The organism is Serratia proteamaculans, from assembly GCF_008830365.1.
Taxonomy (GTDB): domain Bacteria; phylum Pseudomonadota; class Gammaproteobacteria; order Enterobacterales; family Enterobacteriaceae; genus Serratia; species Serratia proteamaculans.
Map to the genome: position 1 here is coordinate 208,234 of NZ_WBKI01000002.1, position 17,867 is coordinate 226,100.

Annotated in this window: 15 protein-coding genes; 9 read left to right on the plus strand and 6 right to left on the minus strand. The window is 47.1% G+C overall.

Features of this window, described 5'->3' with window-relative positions; translation table 11 throughout:
- Positions 1–478: 478 nt before the first annotated feature.
- Positions 479–3,580: an SIR2 family protein gene (locus F8R23_RS09925; RefSeq protein WP_151415580.1), complete on the plus strand. Its 3,102-nt coding sequence runs from the start codon at positions 479–481 to the stop codon at positions 3,578–3,580.
- Between the two features lie 135 nt (positions 3,581–3,715).
- Here the strand turns inward: F8R23_RS09925 and F8R23_RS09930 are convergent, their stop codons facing one another.
- Both F8R23_RS09930 and F8R23_RS24270 read right to left on the minus strand, forming a co-directional pair.
- Positions 3,716–4,630, minus strand: coding sequence for a hypothetical protein (locus tag F8R23_RS09930; protein WP_151415581.1), 915 nt, complete (start codon positions 4,628–4,630; stop codon positions 3,716–3,718).
- A gap of 546 nt (positions 4,631–5,176) precedes the next feature.
- Positions 5,177–5,401, minus strand: coding sequence for a hypothetical protein (locus tag F8R23_RS24270; RefSeq protein ID WP_244953386.1), 225 nt, complete (start codon positions 5,399–5,401; stop codon positions 5,177–5,179).
- A gap of 901 nt (positions 5,402–6,302) precedes the next feature.
- On the opposite strand from F8R23_RS24270, the gene F8R23_RS09940 reads away from it, so the two are divergent.
- Positions 6,303–7,610: an MFS transporter gene (locus F8R23_RS09940; protein ID WP_129938482.1), complete on the plus strand. Its 1,308-nt coding sequence runs from the start codon at positions 6,303–6,305 to the stop codon at positions 7,608–7,610.
- Positions 7,611–7,643: 33 nt separating this feature from the next.
- Complete coding sequence (locus tag F8R23_RS09945) at positions 7,644–8,075, plus strand: hypothetical protein (RefSeq protein WP_151415582.1); 432 nt, start codon at positions 7,644–7,646, stop codon at positions 8,073–8,075.
- 95 nt (positions 8,076–8,170) lie between these two features.
- Here F8R23_RS09945 and F8R23_RS09950 read toward each other — a convergent pair whose 3' ends face one another.
- The 3 genes from F8R23_RS09950 to F8R23_RS09960 all read right to left on the minus strand — a co-directional run bounded on the left by F8R23_RS09950 (position 8,171) and on the right by F8R23_RS09960 (position 10,275).
- Positions 8,171–8,671: a P-loop nucleotide/nucleoside kinase family protein gene (locus F8R23_RS09950; RefSeq protein WP_151415583.1), complete on the minus strand. Its 501-nt coding sequence runs from the start codon at positions 8,669–8,671 to the stop codon at positions 8,171–8,173.
- Between the two features lie 195 nt (positions 8,672–8,866).
- A complete protein-coding gene (locus F8R23_RS09955) occupies positions 8,867–9,214 on the minus strand; it encodes an antibiotic biosynthesis monooxygenase family protein (protein WP_151415584.1) in 348 nt (115 codons plus the stop codon).
- Positions 9,211–10,275 carry a cytochrome P450 family protein gene (locus F8R23_RS09960; protein ID WP_151415585.1) on the minus strand — a complete coding sequence of 355 codons (1,065 nt, stop codon included), beginning with the start codon at positions 10,273–10,275 and terminating at the stop codon, positions 9,211–9,213. Before F8R23_RS09960 ends, F8R23_RS09955 begins: the two co-directional genes overlap by 4 nt.
- Before the next feature lie 81 nt (positions 10,276–10,356).
- On the opposite strand from F8R23_RS09960, the gene F8R23_RS09965 reads away from it, so the two are divergent.
- The 4 genes from F8R23_RS09965 (at position 10,357) to F8R23_RS09980 (ending at position 14,171) form a co-directional block, all read left to right on the plus strand.
- Complete coding sequence (locus F8R23_RS09965) at positions 10,357–11,040, plus strand: ArsR/SmtB family transcription factor (RefSeq protein ID WP_129935420.1); 684 nt, start codon at positions 10,357–10,359, stop codon at positions 11,038–11,040.
- Between the two features lie 63 nt (positions 11,041–11,103).
- A complete protein-coding gene (locus F8R23_RS09970; protein ID WP_129938488.1) occupies positions 11,104–11,811 on the plus strand; it encodes a glutathione S-transferase N-terminal domain-containing protein in 708 nt (235 codons plus the stop codon).
- A 137-nt stretch (positions 11,812–11,948) separates the two neighbouring features.
- Positions 11,949–13,376 carry an alkaline phosphatase gene (gene phoA / locus F8R23_RS09975; RefSeq protein WP_165366365.1) on the plus strand — a complete coding sequence of 476 codons (1,428 nt, stop codon included), beginning with the start codon at positions 11,949–11,951 and terminating at the stop codon, positions 13,374–13,376.
- A gap of 222 nt (positions 13,377–13,598) precedes the next feature.
- Positions 13,599–14,171, plus strand: a complete 573-nt coding sequence (locus tag F8R23_RS09980; protein ID WP_112348243.1) for a GNAT family N-acetyltransferase — start codon at positions 13,599–13,601, stop codon at positions 14,169–14,171.
- On the opposite strand, the gene F8R23_RS09985 is transcribed toward F8R23_RS09980, so the two are convergent.
- On the minus strand, positions 14,168–14,791 hold the full coding sequence (locus F8R23_RS09985) for a TetR/AcrR family transcriptional regulator (protein ID WP_129936099.1): 624 nt from the start codon (positions 14,789–14,791) through the stop codon (positions 14,168–14,170). The two genes, F8R23_RS09980 and F8R23_RS09985, sit on opposite strands and share 4 nt — an antisense overlap.
- Positions 14,792–14,888: 97 nt before the next feature.
- On the opposite strand from F8R23_RS09985, the gene F8R23_RS09990 reads away from it, so the two are divergent.
- Entirely contained in the window at positions 14,889–15,725 is an 837-nt protein-coding gene (locus F8R23_RS09990) for an NmrA family NAD(P)-binding protein (RefSeq protein ID WP_242503228.1), read from the plus strand.
- Between the two features lie 433 nt (positions 15,726–16,158).
- The gene (gene mqo, locus F8R23_RS09995) at positions 16,159–17,736 is read left to right on the plus strand and encodes a malate dehydrogenase (quinone) (protein WP_129938489.1); all 1,578 of its coding nucleotides are present in this window, start codon (positions 16,159–16,161) and stop codon (positions 17,734–17,736) included.
- Positions 17,737–17,867: the final 131 nt, after the last annotated feature.

A 17,867-nucleotide genomic window follows, 5' to 3' on the forward strand; every position in this document is an offset into this window, starting at 1 on the left:
TAAATAATAACTAATTGAAATAAAAAACATTATAAAAAATCTTGGAAAGTAACTGATAAATCATGATGCCTAATACTATTAGGCTTTGCACTATACGTTTCCCATATCAAAACCGCTTAAGTCAGTACCATGAAGTTGAAATAATGATCACCTAATTAATAACTTAGTGTTATTATATATGGCTACTATTTAGCGAAATTATTTAGCATATCGAGTATAACAACCGATTGACATGTGATAAGTATGTTGTAATCTAACTATAATCTTAGTGTAAATATGTGAGCAATTAAAAGTAAATTGCTAACTGAATAAAAAGATGCCTTTTTCAAGGGTGGTTGATTAAGCTATGATAGAATCATCAATTAAGAAATCATCACAATATTTTTGAAACCCCCTAAAGAACAATAAGATAACTTTAGTTATTGTTATTTTCTCCATTAAATTTTAAATACTAATTCGGTTAAAAGTAAGGTAATCAATGAGAATTAACAACTATGATAATCTTGTAACATCATTATTGAATGACTCTAGGAGAAACAAGGAAGTTTCATTCTTATTTGGTTCAGCAATTAGTATATCTAACGATGGCAAGGGGGTTCCAAATGTCAATGGCGTGATCGAAATAATAAGAGAGTATCTCCATGAAAATAATATGTATCTCGGGTACGACGCCGAAGTAGGAGAAAAAAAAGGGTCGGAATCATATCAAAGTAGTTTCGAGTTTTTATTAGCGACAGGTGACCAAAATGATGTCCAAGAGATAATAAAAAGAGCCATTTCGAAGGCCAGGGATATCGATTCCGGAGAATGGTTGATTCCCAAAACAATATTAGACATTGCACAACTAGTTAATAATAAATTACTGAAAGTAAACAATATCATTACTACAAACTTTGACCCCTTGATAGAGGAGGCCCTTAAAACAGGTAATCGAGTAGTCTCACGTGCTGTCGTAGACAATGATACAAATATAGAAGCAGTGACCGCCTATAGTGAAAACCAAATCAATATAATTCACCTACATGGCTTTTGGGAAGGTGATACAATGCATACACCGAACCAATTATTAGCTATTAGGGGAAAAGTAAAGGCGACAATAAAAAACATATTAGAGAAGTCAAAACTTTACATAGTCGGATACGGTGGATGGGATGATATATTCACACTTTCATTGGAAGAAATAATCAATGAAGTAAAGGGAAATTATGACATTCGATGGGCTTTTTATGAAAAAACTGATGGTGATATTAACCATAACAATGCAAAATTAATAAAAACTGTTCAGCCAGCCATTGCAAAGGGTAGATTCAATGCCTATAAAGATGTCGACTGCAATCGTCTTTTTGAGGATGTTTATAACAAAATTTTAAGTTTTGGAAATTTTGAAACCGAGCAGCTTGATAAAAATAAAGATGACTCGGGTGTAGTCAAGACAATAAGTCTCGAGGAGATATATAATCCTAAGCAGCGCTCGAGTATAGTTAGTTTGAAGGTTTATAATTTACCATACGACCCTTCCCACGAACTAATTCGTTTTTCTGAGCAAATTTCAGCCATGAAATACCTTGAAGAAAATGGATCATTTATATTAAAGACTGGATGGGGATTCGGTAAACTTGGGTTTATCGCATCATTCATAAAAGACAGTTATAGCGAATCGGGTATTTTTCGCGTTGACTTATCCTCTGCGGAAAGTAAAGAAGAAGTTGATAAGAGAATAATAGATGATATCGGTGTTGACTTAGCAACTTTATTTGCAACAGATGAATTGAAAGGTAGTGTTGTTATTTTTGACAACATACAAAAAGTAAATGCAGACCTGAATTCTTACTTAAGTGAAATAACATCACTAATTGGAGATTTCCCGGAAAAAATAAAAGCAATATTTGTCACCAACAATACTTTAAATATTGGTTGCAATTGTGTTGAGTTAAATGCTCTTGGTTTAGATGAAATTAATGAATATATAAAGACAGATCATTCAAGCCTACTACTTAATGGTGATAAAGTCGATCGTCTATTCAATATAACATCAGGTCTACCTGCAAAACTCGACAAATTCAAAAGTTATCAATCAATTATGTCTTTTGAGGATGTTTTGGATGAAGGTTATATCGAACTCAGTGAAGATTTAATTATTGAAAATGTTCCAAACGCACTCCTAGTAAGGATACAAGAACTATCTATATCCGAAGGATATGAAAATAAAAAACTATTCTCTCTTCTAAAAATATTTTCTATTCTAGAATGTGGAGAATCAGTCAACAATGTAAGAAGGAGTTTCTATGATCATCATTTTTCTCTTAATGACTTTACTCGATTGAACGATATGGGGTTAGTTTACTCAATAGAGAAAAAAGATAGAAACCCCATTTTCATTCTAAAGATAAACCCAGTCATAAAAGACTACATTCATTCACTTTTGACTAAAGAAGAAATAAAAAAATTAACAATTAGATCATTAAATATTATTCTTGGGGATAATTGGAGATCTTCCAATGTCAAAATAAACCCTACATCTAAAAACATGTTAAACTATCAAGATTGTCAACCTGGGAATGGCCATATCCTCATAAACTCTCTATTATTGGTTACTATTAAAACAGATGATAAAGAAGAAATAAACAAAATAGTAAACACTGCTATCTCTTATTGTATGTTTTTAAAAAGCAGTTCATTTTTTAAAGAGCTTGTTGGGTTCTCCAGAGAAATATATAAATCAATAAGGAACAGTGAAATACCTAAAAAAGATACAATTGCATATTATTTGTGCGAGAGTCTTCGAATGATCGGTTCACATGGAGAAGCTATAGAAATACTAAATCCAATTTGTGACCACTTTGAGAAAAATGAAAACTATGAAAAACTATTATATCGAAATATGTTGTCAACACTTAGTCTTTCATTGTCTAGCCAAAAAGATGATTCGGCTTACACATATGCTGAAAAACTAAAAGAAATTTCACCAGCCAACTCAAGTGATATGTTTTTATCCGATAGTATACTTGCAAAAAAATCAACGGGTGATGTTTTAATTAGGAAATTAAAGAGAATAGAAAAATTAGCCAGAAATAACAAACAAACCCTCACTGCAAATAACATTAGTTTAGAACTGGCATCTTTACTACCAAGTAATAAAGATGCATACATAGATACTGTCTTAAAAACAGAGAGAGATACATATACGAGAATAAGGGCGCTATTAATAAAAGCAAAAGGGATTTTAAAATCAGATGAAGAAGAGTTTCTTCACAGTAATATATTACCATCTGTCGTAGAGTCTTACAGCTATTTATTCATGCAACGCATAGACGGACTATTTTCTCAATGCCATGAAATACTTTGGCAAGTTTTTTATAAATATGGTGATTTCAGCAAACTTTATCATCTTTATAAAACAAGTTCAATAATATGGCGAATAAAAGGTGATTATAAAAAAGAGTTTGAATATGCTAGCATATTGAAAGGGATGACAATAGATGTCAGGTATTCACATACTGAATACGCTATATTTATAAACCGCCGTTGTGATTATATTTCTGACAATAGAGAGATTTTTTTAATCGAAAACAAATATTGAAAAACATCACAAAAAACTAGCAATGCCCCGGATTTAAAGGGGCACTACTGTGTAATATAAAAATGCTATGTATTTCATTATCCCCTCTATATTTTTAATAAACTATTTAATCAAATAAAAAATACATAGGGTTAACTATTCAAGTAAATAGTTATATTTTTCAGGCAATAGTGAAAACTCTCCCCACCCCACATTATTCAAACATAGACCAAGGCCATTTCTTTCCACCTTCCCATACATCAGGATAATTCTCCCTCGTGAATTATCATTAACCCCATGATCTTTTGAATCTTTATTATTCTGTTTAAAGTAAAAGTCCAGGTACTCTCCTGAAATTTCCCAAGAAATCTTAGTCATTCTGATTGAATGATCCCATGGGCCACTAAAGCTACTTTGTATTTTTCCAAAATATAGCTTAGGAATATCACAGATTTCATTAACTAGATTTATATCTACAAGTATACTGTCCAGTCGTCTCGCATTAGTGTCTCCTGGAAAAACAAAATACTTGTAGTAGTTATCATCAAAGTTCCGGCACAGTCCAGATACAGTTGTAATTTTGCTAGGTAATTTAAATGACTCGCCAGTATGGCGGCTTATCGGTACATCGCTAACTTCACCATCAATATCTTCAATAAAAGAATGCTCGAACTTTCCTTTTTTAATATCTTTAATCTCTGGACGTTCAATTATAAATCCACTTATTATTGCCAATTGTTCATCTGCAATTGCCTTTTTAGCTTCCTCCTCTGTTTCAAATTTCCTGCCAGTACTTTTATTTACTCTTAAATTACATCCTATATGTCTAAAAGAAGGGAGGTGTACAAAACTAGCATTTCTGCCATTTCTCATTTTCTCTTTGTTTTTTGGCCTTCTAGATATTGGTGTGTGACATTCAGGGCAAAAAATAAATCCATCCATGTCTGAAGTGAACTCGTGAGGAAGTACTCTTCTCCCTTGTGATTTTAAAACTTGAACAGAATCAGATTCACGATCCCAAGAACTATGAAAATAAGCAAATTTAATTCTAAATATTCCTAAATCGTCCATTATAGATAGCCATTCCATAAGTTTTGATAACTAATGTATTTACCAATACCTTGCAGTAAAGTCAATGCTATATACTCAACTTTATGTTTAGAACATTATAATTCATTGACGATTTAAATAATAATCATTGAAATAATAAGATATAGATATTAAAAAATAAGCATCTTACCTTTTACATATGAAACAACATTGTAATGTTGTTAGTGCTTAACACAGCGCTCGCTCTTCATATCATTAGGAATGTGATTTGGCGCGCATTATGCCATAACGGGGATAAGAGATCGCGGGAAGTTTCGGTGACAATTTGAGCAATGATGCGGTGGCAGAGGATCATGCGATTAACCCGACATGCCGGCCCCGTGGCTCGGCGCAATGCAAGCTCGCCCGTTGACGGAGGGATACCAGTGAAGCTTTTACCGTTTGAAGGTTGTCATGAGCCACTTCCCCAAGAAATAGAATAATTCAGTAAATTTACTCACATGCATCCGTGATTTAAAATGCCAAAATATAAATGTTTAAATTTTTCTTTTCTTAAAATGTCTGCTTTCAATATCGAAACATCATCATTCCACTCTTTTCAAAAATGGATTTGCCGTCGTTATTATTTAGTTTACCTAATTGCTTCAATCCACAAGCTGCATAAAGTTTACTTTCTGACGTTGCCTTGGGGTTATTGGCTATTCTCAGGAAAATATCAGTTACTCCTTTGCTTTTAAGAATATCTATTACAGCAACTTCTCTTTCACTAACCTTGCCAGCAAAGCCATTCATTCCTAAGGAAAAACAACCAACCTGGGATAAGTTGGTTTCTATAGTTTCATAATTATTTTCATTTGCGTAGCAATGGAGAAAACATAACGAAGTAAAAAACAGAGTCGATTTTCTGACACTGAGATGGCAACGGGAACCTTGCCTGCAAATGCAAAAAACAGAAGTTTAAGAAAAAGTCAGCGGGGCTTGGTCACGACATTCAATAGCCCCGCACTTTGCACTACTCGCGCATCAGAGCATAAGGGGCCTTGTGCGAGACGTCTCAATATCCTGGATTACTCGTATTCCTGTCTGCGTTCGAGAAATCATATTTGCATTCACCACAACGATTATTTAAATAAATTAAATTCACACAAAATATTAATTACTCACAGGCAGGCCTAAAAAAACCATCAGGCGTATCATCGGAGTGATAGAGAGAGCCAATATTTACGTTAAACATCTCAACAAAAAAATAACGTTAACCTGCGGGTAATAAACCATTGCTCCCCTGGATTAAGTAAATGCTTTGCCTTTACCCTCTCCTTCAGGCCGAGTAGCAATTTTTATTGCTACGGCAGAACCATACCACCACAGATTCCTCTCTACGATTAAAATTGTGATTCACCTCTTAAAACCCACAGGGAATCGGATCCTTTGTGTGTGGCAGGTCACTAAATCGTCAACCTGGCAGAGTTGACACGCTTATCACAACCCGAATAAATCACCAAACAAACAACAAGTTAAACCAATTAACCTCCATTTTTACACCGAAAACAACCTGTATTGCATATAGTTGTACATACAAGTATATGTAAACAAGAGGTTGCAATAGTGTGATCGCAACAAGCAGCATCCCTCAGGTATCACTGGTGAAACATTAACAATAAAAACATGCCACCCATCGCGAGAGATAGAAATAATGACAAACACTGTTGAAAACGAGTTATCCGAGAATCGGACGATCGAAAAGAAAAAGATAAATTATAAGGTCATTTTTGGCGCCAGCCTCGGTAACGGACTGGAGATCTTCGATTTCACCGTTTACAGCTTCTTTGCAGCCATTATCGGTAAACTGTATTTCCCCAGCGACACGGCCTACGGTTCTTTATTAATGTCGGTGGCCGTTTTTGGCGTCGGCTTTATTATGCGGCCGCTGGGCAGCATGGTGTTGGGGGCCTATGCCGATCGGGTCGGGCGTAAGGCCGCCATGTTAATGACTATTGTTCTGATGGGCGTCGGCACGGCGCTGATCGCCTTCGCCCCCACCCATGCGCAGATTGGCATCTTCGCACCGATGCTGATCGTGGTCGGGCGATTGATTCAGGGTTTTGCCGCTGGCGGTGAAGTGGGGTCTGCGACCACCCTGCTGCTGGAGTCGGCCGGGGCCAACCAGCGGGGATTCTTTGTCAGTTGGCAGGCGATCAGCCAAGGCATCAGCGCCTTGCTCGGTGCTTCTTTCGGGCTGCTGTTGACCTATTTTCTGCCGGAAGACGCCCTCTATTCCTGGGGCTGGCGCGTGCCTTTCATCATCGGCCTGCTGATTATTCCCGTCGGCGTATATATCCGTAAACACCTGGAAGAAACCTATAGCGGCGAGGTTGCGGATCAAGAACGCCCACCGGTTAACCCGGTCTGGGATGTGCTGCGCAATCACTTTAAAGACCTGCTGCTGGGGATGCTGATCATTATGTCCGGCACCGTGATGGTTTATATTGTGCTGCTGTATATGCCGACCTATATGATGCAGACCTATCATATTGCCGCGCCAACCGCCTATCTCTTCAGCTGCATTGCCTCCGTGATGCAAATCGTCGCCGTTTATTTCGCCGGCCGTTATGTCGATCGGGTACAAAACTACAAAAGGCCGCTGCTTTTCTCTATCTTTGCCGCTCTGATACTGATTTATCCCACGTTCTGGTTCCTGGGCTCCGTACACTCTCTGTGGCTGGCAATCCTCTTTCGCATCTTGCTGATCGGCGCTTTAGGGATCAATATGCTGTCGAGCACCATGCTGATCGTCTCTGCGCTACCGCGCCATGTCCGCGCTACTGGCACCTCAATGATTTATGCTTTCGGCGTTACGCTGTTTGGTGGGTCGGCGCAGCTCGTCGTCACCTGGCTGCTGGATGTCAGCGGCAATCCTATGGCACCGGCCTGGTATGTCACCGGCATGCTGACTATCAGCCTGATTGCCACTACAGTGTTCAAGGAGCGGCACAAAAACTAACGCAATGGTTCTACCCCAGGAGCGAAGAGAAGTATGGATACCCCTTATAATTTGGCATTACTGACGGGCGCAGGACTGAGCGCCATTGCGGCCCTGGTGCATGTTTGGGTGATCAAGGCGGGGCCGCGCGGATATCACCTGTGCGGCGCCGGCGATCGCTTTATCCGCGCCGTCGAAGCCGGCAAGAAATTTCCGGCCATCGCGACCGCGGGTATCGCCCTGGTGCTGTTTATCTGGGCGCTGTACGCTTTGGCCGGCGCCGGCATTATTGCGCCGCTGCCATTGCTACGCCCCGCGCTGTGCCTCATCACGTTTATCTATCTGTTGCGCGGCATTGCCGGCCCCCTGGCGCTATGCAATACCGGTCGCAGTCACAGATTCATTGTCATAAGTTCGTTGATTTGTCTCTGTCTGGGTCTGGTTCATCTGCTGGGGCTTACACAGCGCTGGAACGCGCTGGCATAGCTTTCCGTTAACGCAAGAGATAACGCCCGCTCTGCACCGCAGAGCGGGTCGCTGTCGATACCGCGTTTGAAACCACGTCCCTCAAACGGGCTGACTCAGGCATGCTCACCGTATATGACCACAGTCAGCCGCTCTTCCTCTGAAGGGGAAACAAAGTAGTGGGTAAGCAGATCGAAGGTTTCTTCGCTTAGCACGAAAGGATGATCGCCCTGCTCATTTCTCAGTTTTATCCGGCTCTTGCATTGCACATCGCTGACGTCCAGAAAATGCAGACAATGACCAACACCGGCGGCGTCTGCCAATTGCCTGGCCCAAAGACGACGATCCGGCGTGTTCATCGGAAAATCGAGCACCACCGACAGCCCATGATGCAGCAGTTGTACAATATGTTCGCTCAATGCCTGCCGTAGCCGGGCCGAATAGCGAACGTAATCCTGCAACCCGGCCATCTGTTGTTCATACAGCGTCGCCAGCCAGCTGTCCTCAACAATCAATAGCGTTTGTGGTTGCTGCGACAAGCGATTTGCCAACGTCGACTTACCTGAACCGGCTTTGCCGCACATCAGATGTAAAACAGCCTGGGGGTGATTTTCCATGACGTCCTCCTGGGTGATGGCCAGCAGGAGGAGAGATACCCCGCCTTACTGGCGGGTTTTGGCTTGAAAGAGACGCGCTATCCCACCACTCTGAGAATGGTGATAATAATCTGCGCGAATACAAGTCGGTTTTTGTTCATCCACTATCAATAGAATAAAGCCGGGAGTGCTGTCAACAATAAAACCAGCCTTGCATTAACCTGCGTGATAGCCGCAGCTGTCCTGCGGCGCTTGATCCCGCTGATCCAGACCATAATCCCGTACCACCTCCGCCACCCGCAGGCGGTACTGCGCCAACACCCCATGGCGACCACGCTGTTGTGCGGCACGATGCTGCTCGATATTGCGCCACTGTTGCACTGCTGCCTCATCACGCCAAAAAGACAGTGACAGCAGCCGCTGCGGATCGGCCAGGCTTTGGAAGCGCTCAATGGAAATAAACCCGTCAATCTCCGCCAGCAGCGGCTTCAGCTCAGCCGCCAAATCTAGATAGGTTTCGCGCTGGCCGTCGGTGGCCTGCAGTTCAAAAATAACGGCAATCATAATAAGCTCCTGTCAGCGGTAAATTCAGGCACGCGCGCGTTTTGCGAAGCCCGCCAGCGCACATTGTTCAGCAGTTGCAGATCAATACCCAAGGCGGATAAATGCTCGATACCACAACGCGCGATCATCTTCGCCCAGTCCGCCCCCGGACAGCGATGCGCACCCTCACCGAAAGCAAAACTTTCGTCACCCGTGCACAACAACACCAGGACGCTCTGCCCAGCCAACACCGGGTAGCCGGCAACCTGCGTATCCCGCAAAGCAAAGCGGCGGGTGTTCTGGATCGAGGGTGTGTCGGACAAGACTGTTTCAATCAGTTCCTGCGCACTTCCCTGGTGATTGCGCATCAATAACAACGCCTGCCCGATCAGGCCGGCAGTCCCTTCACAAGCCTGAAACATCAAGCCAATAGCATTGGCCATTGCCACCTGACGATCAAGACCTTGTATCGCACATGAATGCTGCAAACTCAGCCATAACGGGCCACGACAACCTTCCTGACGTGCCGTTAAACGCTCCACAGCCAGGATCCCCCGCTCTACCTGTTGCTCACTACCCCCCGGAGCAATGCAGCGGGAAAAAGCCAGAATGTCATCAACTAACTCCGACCACTCATCCGCAGGGACACCCAGCAGTGCAGCGATAACGCACACTGGCAGGGCATAGTTAAACCGGGTGATCTGGTGTGAATCCGGTGAGGAAGGCATTAACTCTCGCGCCACGCTTAATGCGGTTTGCCGGACCCGGTTTGGGTTAAAGGCGGTTAACGTCTGTAGAATGGCCTCTTTGAGCCTGAGCTGTTGTTCACCCTCCTGCATTCGTACCAGAGCACCGAAAATGGGCTGTGCTGACGTGTTCAATAAGGCCGCGGGTATAGGTTCAGCTGCAGGACGTACCCCAAAATCAATATTGTGCAAAACCTCCCGCACCACCACAGGAGAAACGGCTACCCAACTCTGCAAGTCCGCTTGAAATGCCATCGGTGCCATCGGCATATAGTCGGCAAGCGGATCGTCAGAAGTCAGGGCAGCAAGCGCACGGGAATAGGGACAAACTGTCATAGTGTTCTCCGTTGAACCGAACCAGTGTGAAAACCTATCCTAGCGCTAGCCTGGCAGCCATACTTCGTCTAATCTCGAAGTATGAATAACATCGATATTGAAGATCGTCTGGCGGCACTGACCGCCGCCATTGCCGACCGCAGCCGGGCGCGTATGCTGTGTCTGTTGATGGACGGGCGCGCCTATACCGCCACCGAGCTCAGCGCCGCGGTGGACGTCGCCGCCTCTACCGCCAGCGGGCATTTGGCGCGCTTGCAGGAGCAGCGGCTGATTGTCTGCGTCAAACAGGGCCGCTATCGTTATTTCCGTCTGACCGGGCCGGCGGTTGCCGCCGCGCTGGAAACATTGATGGCGCTGGCTGGCGTCGAAAGGCCGGTAGTAAAAAGTACTACCCCAACCTCATTGCAATTCGCCCGCACCTGTTATGACCATATGGCCGGAGAAGTCGCGGTAAAATTGCATGACCGGTTGCATCAATTAGCCTGGCTGGAAGGGGATGAAGACTACCGGTTAACGAACGCTGGCCTCAACGCCTTAACCCGGCTGGGCATCGACTGTTCGACGGCGCTTTCACGGCGGCGTTTCGCCTGCGGCTGTCTGGACTGGAGCGAACGTAAGGCTCACCTTGGCGGCGCACTGGGTGCGGCTGTACTCAGTGCTTTTATCGATCATAGTTGGATCAGGCGTCAGCTTGAAAGCCGTGAGCTACAACTCACCCCCGCCGGTAAAAAAGCGCTGACCGCACATTTTGGTCTCACGCTTTAACCCTGCGCCGCGTTAGCTTTGCTGCAATACTCAATAGGCAAACCGTCAACCCGAGGATTCTTCATGCTCAGCCAAACCCAATTCCCGATCGTCAAACGCTGGCCTGCACAACACCCGGAAAGGCTACAGCTTTACTCTCTGCCTACGCCCAACGGCGTAAAAGTGTCCATTATGCTGGAAGAAATTGGCCTGGCTTATGAACCGCACCTGATCGATATCGGCAAGAACGAAACCTGGACGCCGGAGTTTCTGTCGCTGAACCCGAACGGCAAGATCCCGTCGATCATCGATCCCAATGGCCCCGGCGGTAAACCACTGGCGCTGTTTGAATCCGGCGCAATCTTGCTGTATCTGGCGGAAAAAAGCGGTAAGTTCCTGCCGCAGGATCCCGCACTGCGCTACGAAACCATCCAGTGGGTGTTTTTCCAGATGGCGGCGGTGGGCCCGATGTTCGGTCAAGTCGGCTTCTTCCACAAATTCGCCGGTCGTGAATATGAGGATAAGCGTCCGCTGGAACGCTATAAAAATGAATCCAGGCGTCTGCTCGGCGTGCTGGAAACCCGGCTTGAAGGCCGTGACTGGATCATGGGGCAGGATTACACCATTGCCGATATTTCACTGCTGGGCTGGGTACGTAATCTGATCGGCTTTTACGAAGCGCGTGAGCTGGTCGAGTTCGATAACTTCCCACTGGTGGGGCAATGGCTGGAGCGCGGTCTGGCCCGTCCGGCAGTACAACGCGGCCTGAATATTCCCGCCCGCAGCGAATAATGGATTGCCTGGGATAGCCGCCCGGCTATCCTTTTATCCCCAATTACCGTCATAAAAGTGTCACACCTCTGCACTACTCTCCCTGCGTAACAAACTGATGCTATTTATATTTTTTTATTACGACAAGGAGCTTTCCCATGCCGCAGCCAGTTTCTTTGATCGCCGGCGCCGTGTTATCCGCCTTACTCTGTTCCGCCGCCTTCGCCGATGAAACACCGGTCAATACCGCAGGCCTTTACGAGCGTGCTGCACGTGGCAACATCGTTGAACCCGGTGGCGCACGACGCCTGAGTGGCGATCAGACCGCCGCGTTGAAGGCTTCTTTGTCTGACAAAACGGTCAAAAACGTGATTTTGCTGATCGGCGACGGAATGGGTGATTCTGAAATCACCTCGGCGCGCAACTACGCCGAAGGCGCGGGCGGCTATTTTAAAGGTATCGATGCCCTGCCGCTGACCGGCCAATACACCCATTACTCGCTGGATAAGAAAACCCACAAACCGAATTACGTGACTGACTCTGCCGCCTCGGCGACCGCATGGTCAAGCGGCGTAAAAACCTATAACGGTGCGCTGGGTGTGGACGTCAACGGTAAAGACCAACCGACGCTGCTGGAAATCGCCAAGGCGGCAGGCAAAGCCACCGGTAACGTCTCTACCGCCGAGCTACAGGACGCCACGCCAGCGGCACAGATTTCCCACGTCACCTCACGTAAATGTTACGGTCCCGAGGAAACCAGTGAAAAATGCGCCACCAACGCGCTGGAAAACGGCGGCCATGGCTCAATCAGCGAGCAGTTGCTCAAGGCGCGCGCCGACGTCACCTTGGGCGGCGGGGAAAAATCCTTTAATCAGTTAGCGAAAAGTGGCGAATGGCAGGGAAAATCGCTGAAAGACCAGGCAACGGCTCTCGGTTATCAGTGGGTCGAAAATCTCGATGCACTGAACGCCGTCAGCGTGGCCAACCAGCAAAAACCGCTGCTCGGGTTGTTTGCCGCCGGTAATATGCCGGTGCGTTGGCAGGGGCCGAAAGCCACTTATCACGGCAATATCGACCAACCGGCGGTAACCTGCGCAAACAACCCGGCACGCACGGCCGATATCCCGACGCTGGCGGTAATGACCGAAAAAGCCATCGACCTGTTGAAAACCAATCAAAACGGTTTCTTCCTGCAGATTGAGGGCGCGTCGATCGACAAACAGGATCATGCGGCCAACCCGTGCGGCCAGTTTGGTGAAACTGTTGACCTGGATGAAGCGGTACAAAAAGCGTTGGCATTCGCCCGTGCCGACGGCAACACTCTGGTGATTGTTACCGCAGACCACGCCCACTCCAGTCAGATTATCGCCACCGATGCCAAGGCCCCTGGCCTGACACAAACGCTGACCACCAAAGATGGCGCACCGATGACCATCAGCTACGGCAATTCGGAGGAGGATTCACAGGGGCATACCGGGACTCAACTGCGGATCGCCGCCTACGGCCCACATGCCGCCAACGTAGTCGGGCTAACCGATCAGACGGATCTGTTCTATACCCTGCGTGATGCAATGGCGATTAAGTAAGTTAATAGCCAGAAATCCAAACGCTGTTCATCGCCTGGAGTACCTGGGATGAATAGCGTTTTTCCCCTTTATAAACAGCAGGCAACTGCTATATTGAAAAACACTTTCGCTTTCGAGAAAGGCTTTTCAAAGCGTTACTGCGTTTGTTTACGCTAATCAGTTCATTGTTTCCCAGCCTGTTGAAAAACCAGTGTGAGCCGGCCCCAAAATAAGGATCTGCTTTTGAATTTGATTACCTTGCCCTTTACCACCGAACGTCTGCAACTGCGCGGCTTTACACCTACCGATCTGGATGCTTATGCGGAATATCATCGCTTGCCGGAAGTCTATCGTTATCTGTATGCACCCACACCGGACGATGCGCAGTTGACCTCCCTGTTTACCCAGGCGATAACCTCGCGCTTCAGTGAAGACGGCGACATTCTTTATTGTGCCGTGACCTTGAAAGACAGCGGGAAACTGATCGGTGAAGTCTTGCTGAAACTGGCCAACGGCGCAGCATTGCAAGGGGAGATTGGCTACATTTTCAACCCGGCTTATTCAGGAAAGGGTTATGCCGCGGAAGCCGTAAAGTCGGTACTGGATCGCGGGTTTGCCGAATCGGGTTTTCATCGCATATTTGCCCGCCTTGATGCCGCCAACCAGGGCTCGATTGGCGTGGTCGAACGCCTGGGAATGCGTAAAGAGGCGCACCTGCGGCAAAATGATCGTTTCAACGGCAAATGGGGCGATGAATTGATTTATGCCCTGCTGAATGAAGAGTGGTGTCAATTCCGGCAACCAGAGAACTTTTAGGCATCCGCCAACATCTTGGCCGCCATTTGCTTATAACTCGCCACCAGTTCCCGGCCCTCATCCGGGCCGGTACTGACCGCCAGCCGCATGGTCGCTTCCCCCAAATGCATCAGCAAGAAAGCCGCATTCTCCACCGCCGCCGGATCTGACTGCGGCCGTAACCGACGTATTGCCGCCGCCAGTAACGCGCCGTTTAACCGGCTTTCCGCCACCTCTTCCTCGCGCAGCGTTTTGTTGGCCTGCGTCGCCGCCCAGATATCCCGCATGACCGGCTCAGCCATAAACAAGGCGTAATATTCGTCGATCAGGCAGTTAAATGCCTCGATCAACTGCGGTAACGTCTGCACCTGAATTAAGCCTTGCTCGATGCATTCACGCGCTTCCTGGTTATAACCTTGCGCCAGCACCCGCACGATGGCGGTTTTATCCGGAAAGTACTGATACAGCGCCCCAATAGAAATACCCGCATTTTGCGCCACTTCACTCATCCGCATCGCGTCACTGCCCTGCTGGGCTATCAGCGCCGTTGCGCAATCCAGGATCAGCTTCACCTTCTCGCGGCTTCGTGTCTGGCTGGGTTTACGCCGCAGGGCAGGCGTTTTTTTTTGCTTATCAATCATCATGTCTCGTCCTTTGAACAAAAAACCGCCTTGACAATAATACGAGGGTTTATCATATTTACAAAACATGAGTAACACTCACATTTGGAGCGGCATCATGAACAACAAACAGGGTTCACCCATTCTGGTTTTAGGCGCTACCGGAAAAACCGGTAGTCGTGTGGCAGCACGTTTGCAACAGCTTGGCATAGCGGTGCGAGCCGGACATCGTGGTGCCGCCATCCCCTTCGACTGGCAAGACAGCAACACCTGGCAACCGGCCTTACAGGATGTGCAAAAACTTTATCTCAGCTTTCAACCTGACCTGGCAGTACCGGGTGCCACCGAAATCGTTGAACGTTTTTGCCAGCAGGCGGTAAATGGCGGCGTGCAAAAGATAGTCCTGCTCAGCGGGCGCGGTGAGGACGAGGCCCGTCAGGCGGAAGAAGTGATCGAGCGTAGCGGTGTGGACTGGACAGTACTGCGCGCCAGTTGGTTTATGCAAAACTTCAGCGAGAGTTTTATTCTTGATGAATTGCTAAACGGCGCAGTCTATTTGCCACCGGGCGAGATCCCCGAGCCTTTTATTGATGCGAATGATATTGCCGATGTTGCGGTTGCCGCCCTCACCCAACCCGGCCACAGCAATATGCATTATGAATTGACCGGCCCGCGTCTGATGACCTTTGAACAGGCTATTGGCGAGATTGCCGCCGCCGCCGGGCGTGAGATCCACTATCAGCAGGTGCCGGTGGCAGATTACGTCGGATACCTGCGCGAGGCACAACTGCCGACGGAAATGGTCACGCTGCTGGAGTATCTATTCAGCACCGTGCTGGACGGACGCAACGCCTCACTGACCGAGGACGTTCAGCGCAGTCTCGGGCGTGCCCCGCGAGATTTCAGCACTTACATCGCCGACACCCTCCCCAGCGGAGTTTGGCAAGCGCGTTAACCGATTAATGGCCGTCCTGCTCGGCGGTCATTTTCTTTTTGTTACCGGCGGTCATTTGCAATTGTTCCATAAATATTGTGTGATAGCAGAATATCGTTTAAATCAACGGCAATTAGACCCTGTTAATAAAGCGGTTATATTTGAATATAAATAAAAATGAATTATTCCTGCCTTTAATCCACTTTTTTTAATTACAAAAGTAGTTTTTAACAATATTGCAAACAATAATATCCCCTCAGTAACCAGAGTTGAACAATCTGTCCCCAGGCAGCCTGTAATAATCCACTTTTCGTTAAAAAAATGGTTAACAAAAAGACATTATCACTGCTATTCGGCTTTGCCGGGCGGGTTAGTTTCACCTATTTCCAGGGTAGCTCCCGATAAATTCTTTCACCTGCAATGAGTAGAATTTACATAAAAGAGAATTGATTTAATGAGAAAATTACTCGTCCTGATTTTCTGTCTGAACCTGTTTGGCGTCACGCAACAGGCCGCAGCAGAAGAGAATAAGACCGTTGATGTGGTTCTGATCGGGGGTGGCATCATGAGCGCCACGCTGGGGACTTATCTGCACGAGCTGGAGCCAAACTGGTCCATCGACATGTATGAGCGTATGAATGGCGTAGCGGAAGAAAGTTCCAACGGCTGGAATAACGCCGGTACCGGTCACTCAGCCTTCGCCGAAATGAACTACACCCCAGAAAAAGAAGACGGCAGCATCGATATCAGTAAAGCCGTGGTGGTGAACGAGTCTTTTGAAATCTCTCGTCAATTCTGGTCTTATCAGGTTAAGAATAACGTCCTGAAAGATCCAAAATCCTTTATTAATAGCGTACCGCACATGAGCTTTGTCTGGGGTGACGATAATGTCAACTTCCTGCGCAAACGCTATGCGGCACTGCAGCACAGTACCCTGTTCCGTGGTATGGAGTACTCTGAAGACGCCAACCAGATTAAACAGTGGGCACCGCTGGTGATGGACGGTCGCGATCCAACGCAAAAAATTGCCGCCACCCGCATGCCGCTGGGCACCGATGTGAACTTTGGCGTGATCACCCACCAACTGGTGGATACCCTGACCAAAAATCCAAACTTCAAGCTGAACCTGAGCCATGAAGTACGCGATATCAAACGTAACGCCGACAACACCTGGCGCGTGACCGTGGCCGATCTGAACCGCGACGGCAAAGAAACCAGCGTTAATGCCAAGTTCGTGTTTATCGGCGCGGGCGGTGCCTCTCTGACACTGCTGCAGAAATCCGGCATTCCCGAAGCCGAGGGCTATGGCGCCTTCCCGGTCGGCGGTCAGTTCCTGGTCACTACTAACCCGGAAATCGCTAACCAGCACCTGGCCAAGGTTTATGGCCTGGCCAGCGTAGGTTCACCGCCGATGTCGGTTCCGCACCTGGATACCCGTATGCTGGATGGCAAACGTGTCTTGCTGTTCGGGCCGTTCGCCACCTTCTCCGGCAAGTTCCTGAAAAACGGCTCACTGTTCGATCTGCTGCATTCCCTGAGCACCTCTAACCTGATGCCAATGACGCATGTCGGGCTGGATAACTTCGACCTGGTGAAATACCTGGTGGGCCAGTTGATGATGAACGACGACGACCGCTTCGCCGCGCTGAAAGAATATTTCCCTGAAGCCAAACAGGCAGACTGGAAGCTGTGGACCGCCGGCCAACGCGTGCAGATCATCAAGAAAGACGATGACAAAGGCGGCGTGCTGCAGTTCGGTACCGAAGTGGTCAGCGCCAAAGATGGCAGCATTTCCGCACTGCTGGGCGCATCACCGGGCGCATCTACTGCCGCGCCGATCATGCTGCACCTGATGGAAACCGTGTTCAAAGATAAAGTGGCAACGCCGGAATGGCAGAGCAAACTGAAAGAGATCATTCCGTCCTACGGCCACAAGCTGAACGGTGATATTGAAATGACCAACAAGATCCGTGGCTATACCAGCAGCGTGTTGCAGTTGGACTATATCGAAGTGAAGCCGGAAACCAACTGATAGCCCTTTCCCCGCTTGCTTCAAGGCCGCCTCGCGCGGCCTTTTTCATTTCTCCGCGACGGTAACAGCACTTTTAGCCACCTTTAGCCTCCTAGTTAACACTTGCGTAACCCGGTGCTCCGGCCTATTAT

Excerpts from the sequence above, each read along its gene's own strand:
- F8R23_RS09925 (WP_151415580.1), top strand. The coding sequence starts at position 479 with ATGAGAATTAACAACTATGATAATCTTGTAACATCATTATTGAATGAC.
- F8R23_RS09930 (WP_151415581.1), bottom strand. The coding sequence starts at position 4,630 with ATGGACGATTTAGGAATATTTAGAATTAAATTTGCTTATTTTCATAGT.
- F8R23_RS24270 (WP_244953386.1), bottom strand. The coding sequence starts at position 5,401 with ATGAATGGCTTTGCTGGCAAGGTTAGTGAAAGAGAAGTTGCTGTAATA.
- F8R23_RS09940 (WP_129938482.1), top strand. The coding sequence starts at position 6,303 with ATGACAAACACTGTTGAAAACGAGTTATCCGAGAATCGGACGATCGAA.
- F8R23_RS09945 (WP_151415582.1), top strand. The coding sequence starts at position 7,644 with ATGGATACCCCTTATAATTTGGCATTACTGACGGGCGCAGGACTGAGC.
- F8R23_RS09950 (WP_151415583.1), bottom strand. The coding sequence starts at position 8,671 with ATGGAAAATCACCCCCAGGCTGTTTTACATCTGATGTGCGGCAAAGCC.
- F8R23_RS09955 (WP_151415584.1), bottom strand. The coding sequence starts at position 9,214 with ATGATTGCCGTTATTTTTGAACTGCAGGCCACCGACGGCCAGCGCGAA.
- F8R23_RS09960 (WP_151415585.1), bottom strand. The coding sequence starts at position 10,275 with ATGACAGTTTGTCCCTATTCCCGTGCGCTTGCTGCCCTGACTTCTGAC.
- F8R23_RS09965 (WP_129935420.1), top strand. The coding sequence starts at position 10,357 with ATGAATAACATCGATATTGAAGATCGTCTGGCGGCACTGACCGCCGCC.
- F8R23_RS09970 (WP_129938488.1), top strand. The coding sequence starts at position 11,104 with ATGCTCAGCCAAACCCAATTCCCGATCGTCAAACGCTGGCCTGCACAA.
- phoA (WP_165366365.1), top strand. The coding sequence starts at position 11,949 with ATGCCGCAGCCAGTTTCTTTGATCGCCGGCGCCGTGTTATCCGCCTTA.
- F8R23_RS09985 (WP_129936099.1), bottom strand. The coding sequence starts at position 14,791 with ATGATTGATAAGCAAAAAAAAACGCCTGCCCTGCGGCGTAAACCCAGC.
- F8R23_RS09990 (WP_242503228.1), top strand. The coding sequence starts at position 14,889 with ATGAACAACAAACAGGGTTCACCCATTCTGGTTTTAGGCGCTACCGGA.
- mqo (WP_129938489.1), top strand. The coding sequence starts at position 16,159 with ATGAGAAAATTACTCGTCCTGATTTTCTGTCTGAACCTGTTTGGCGTC.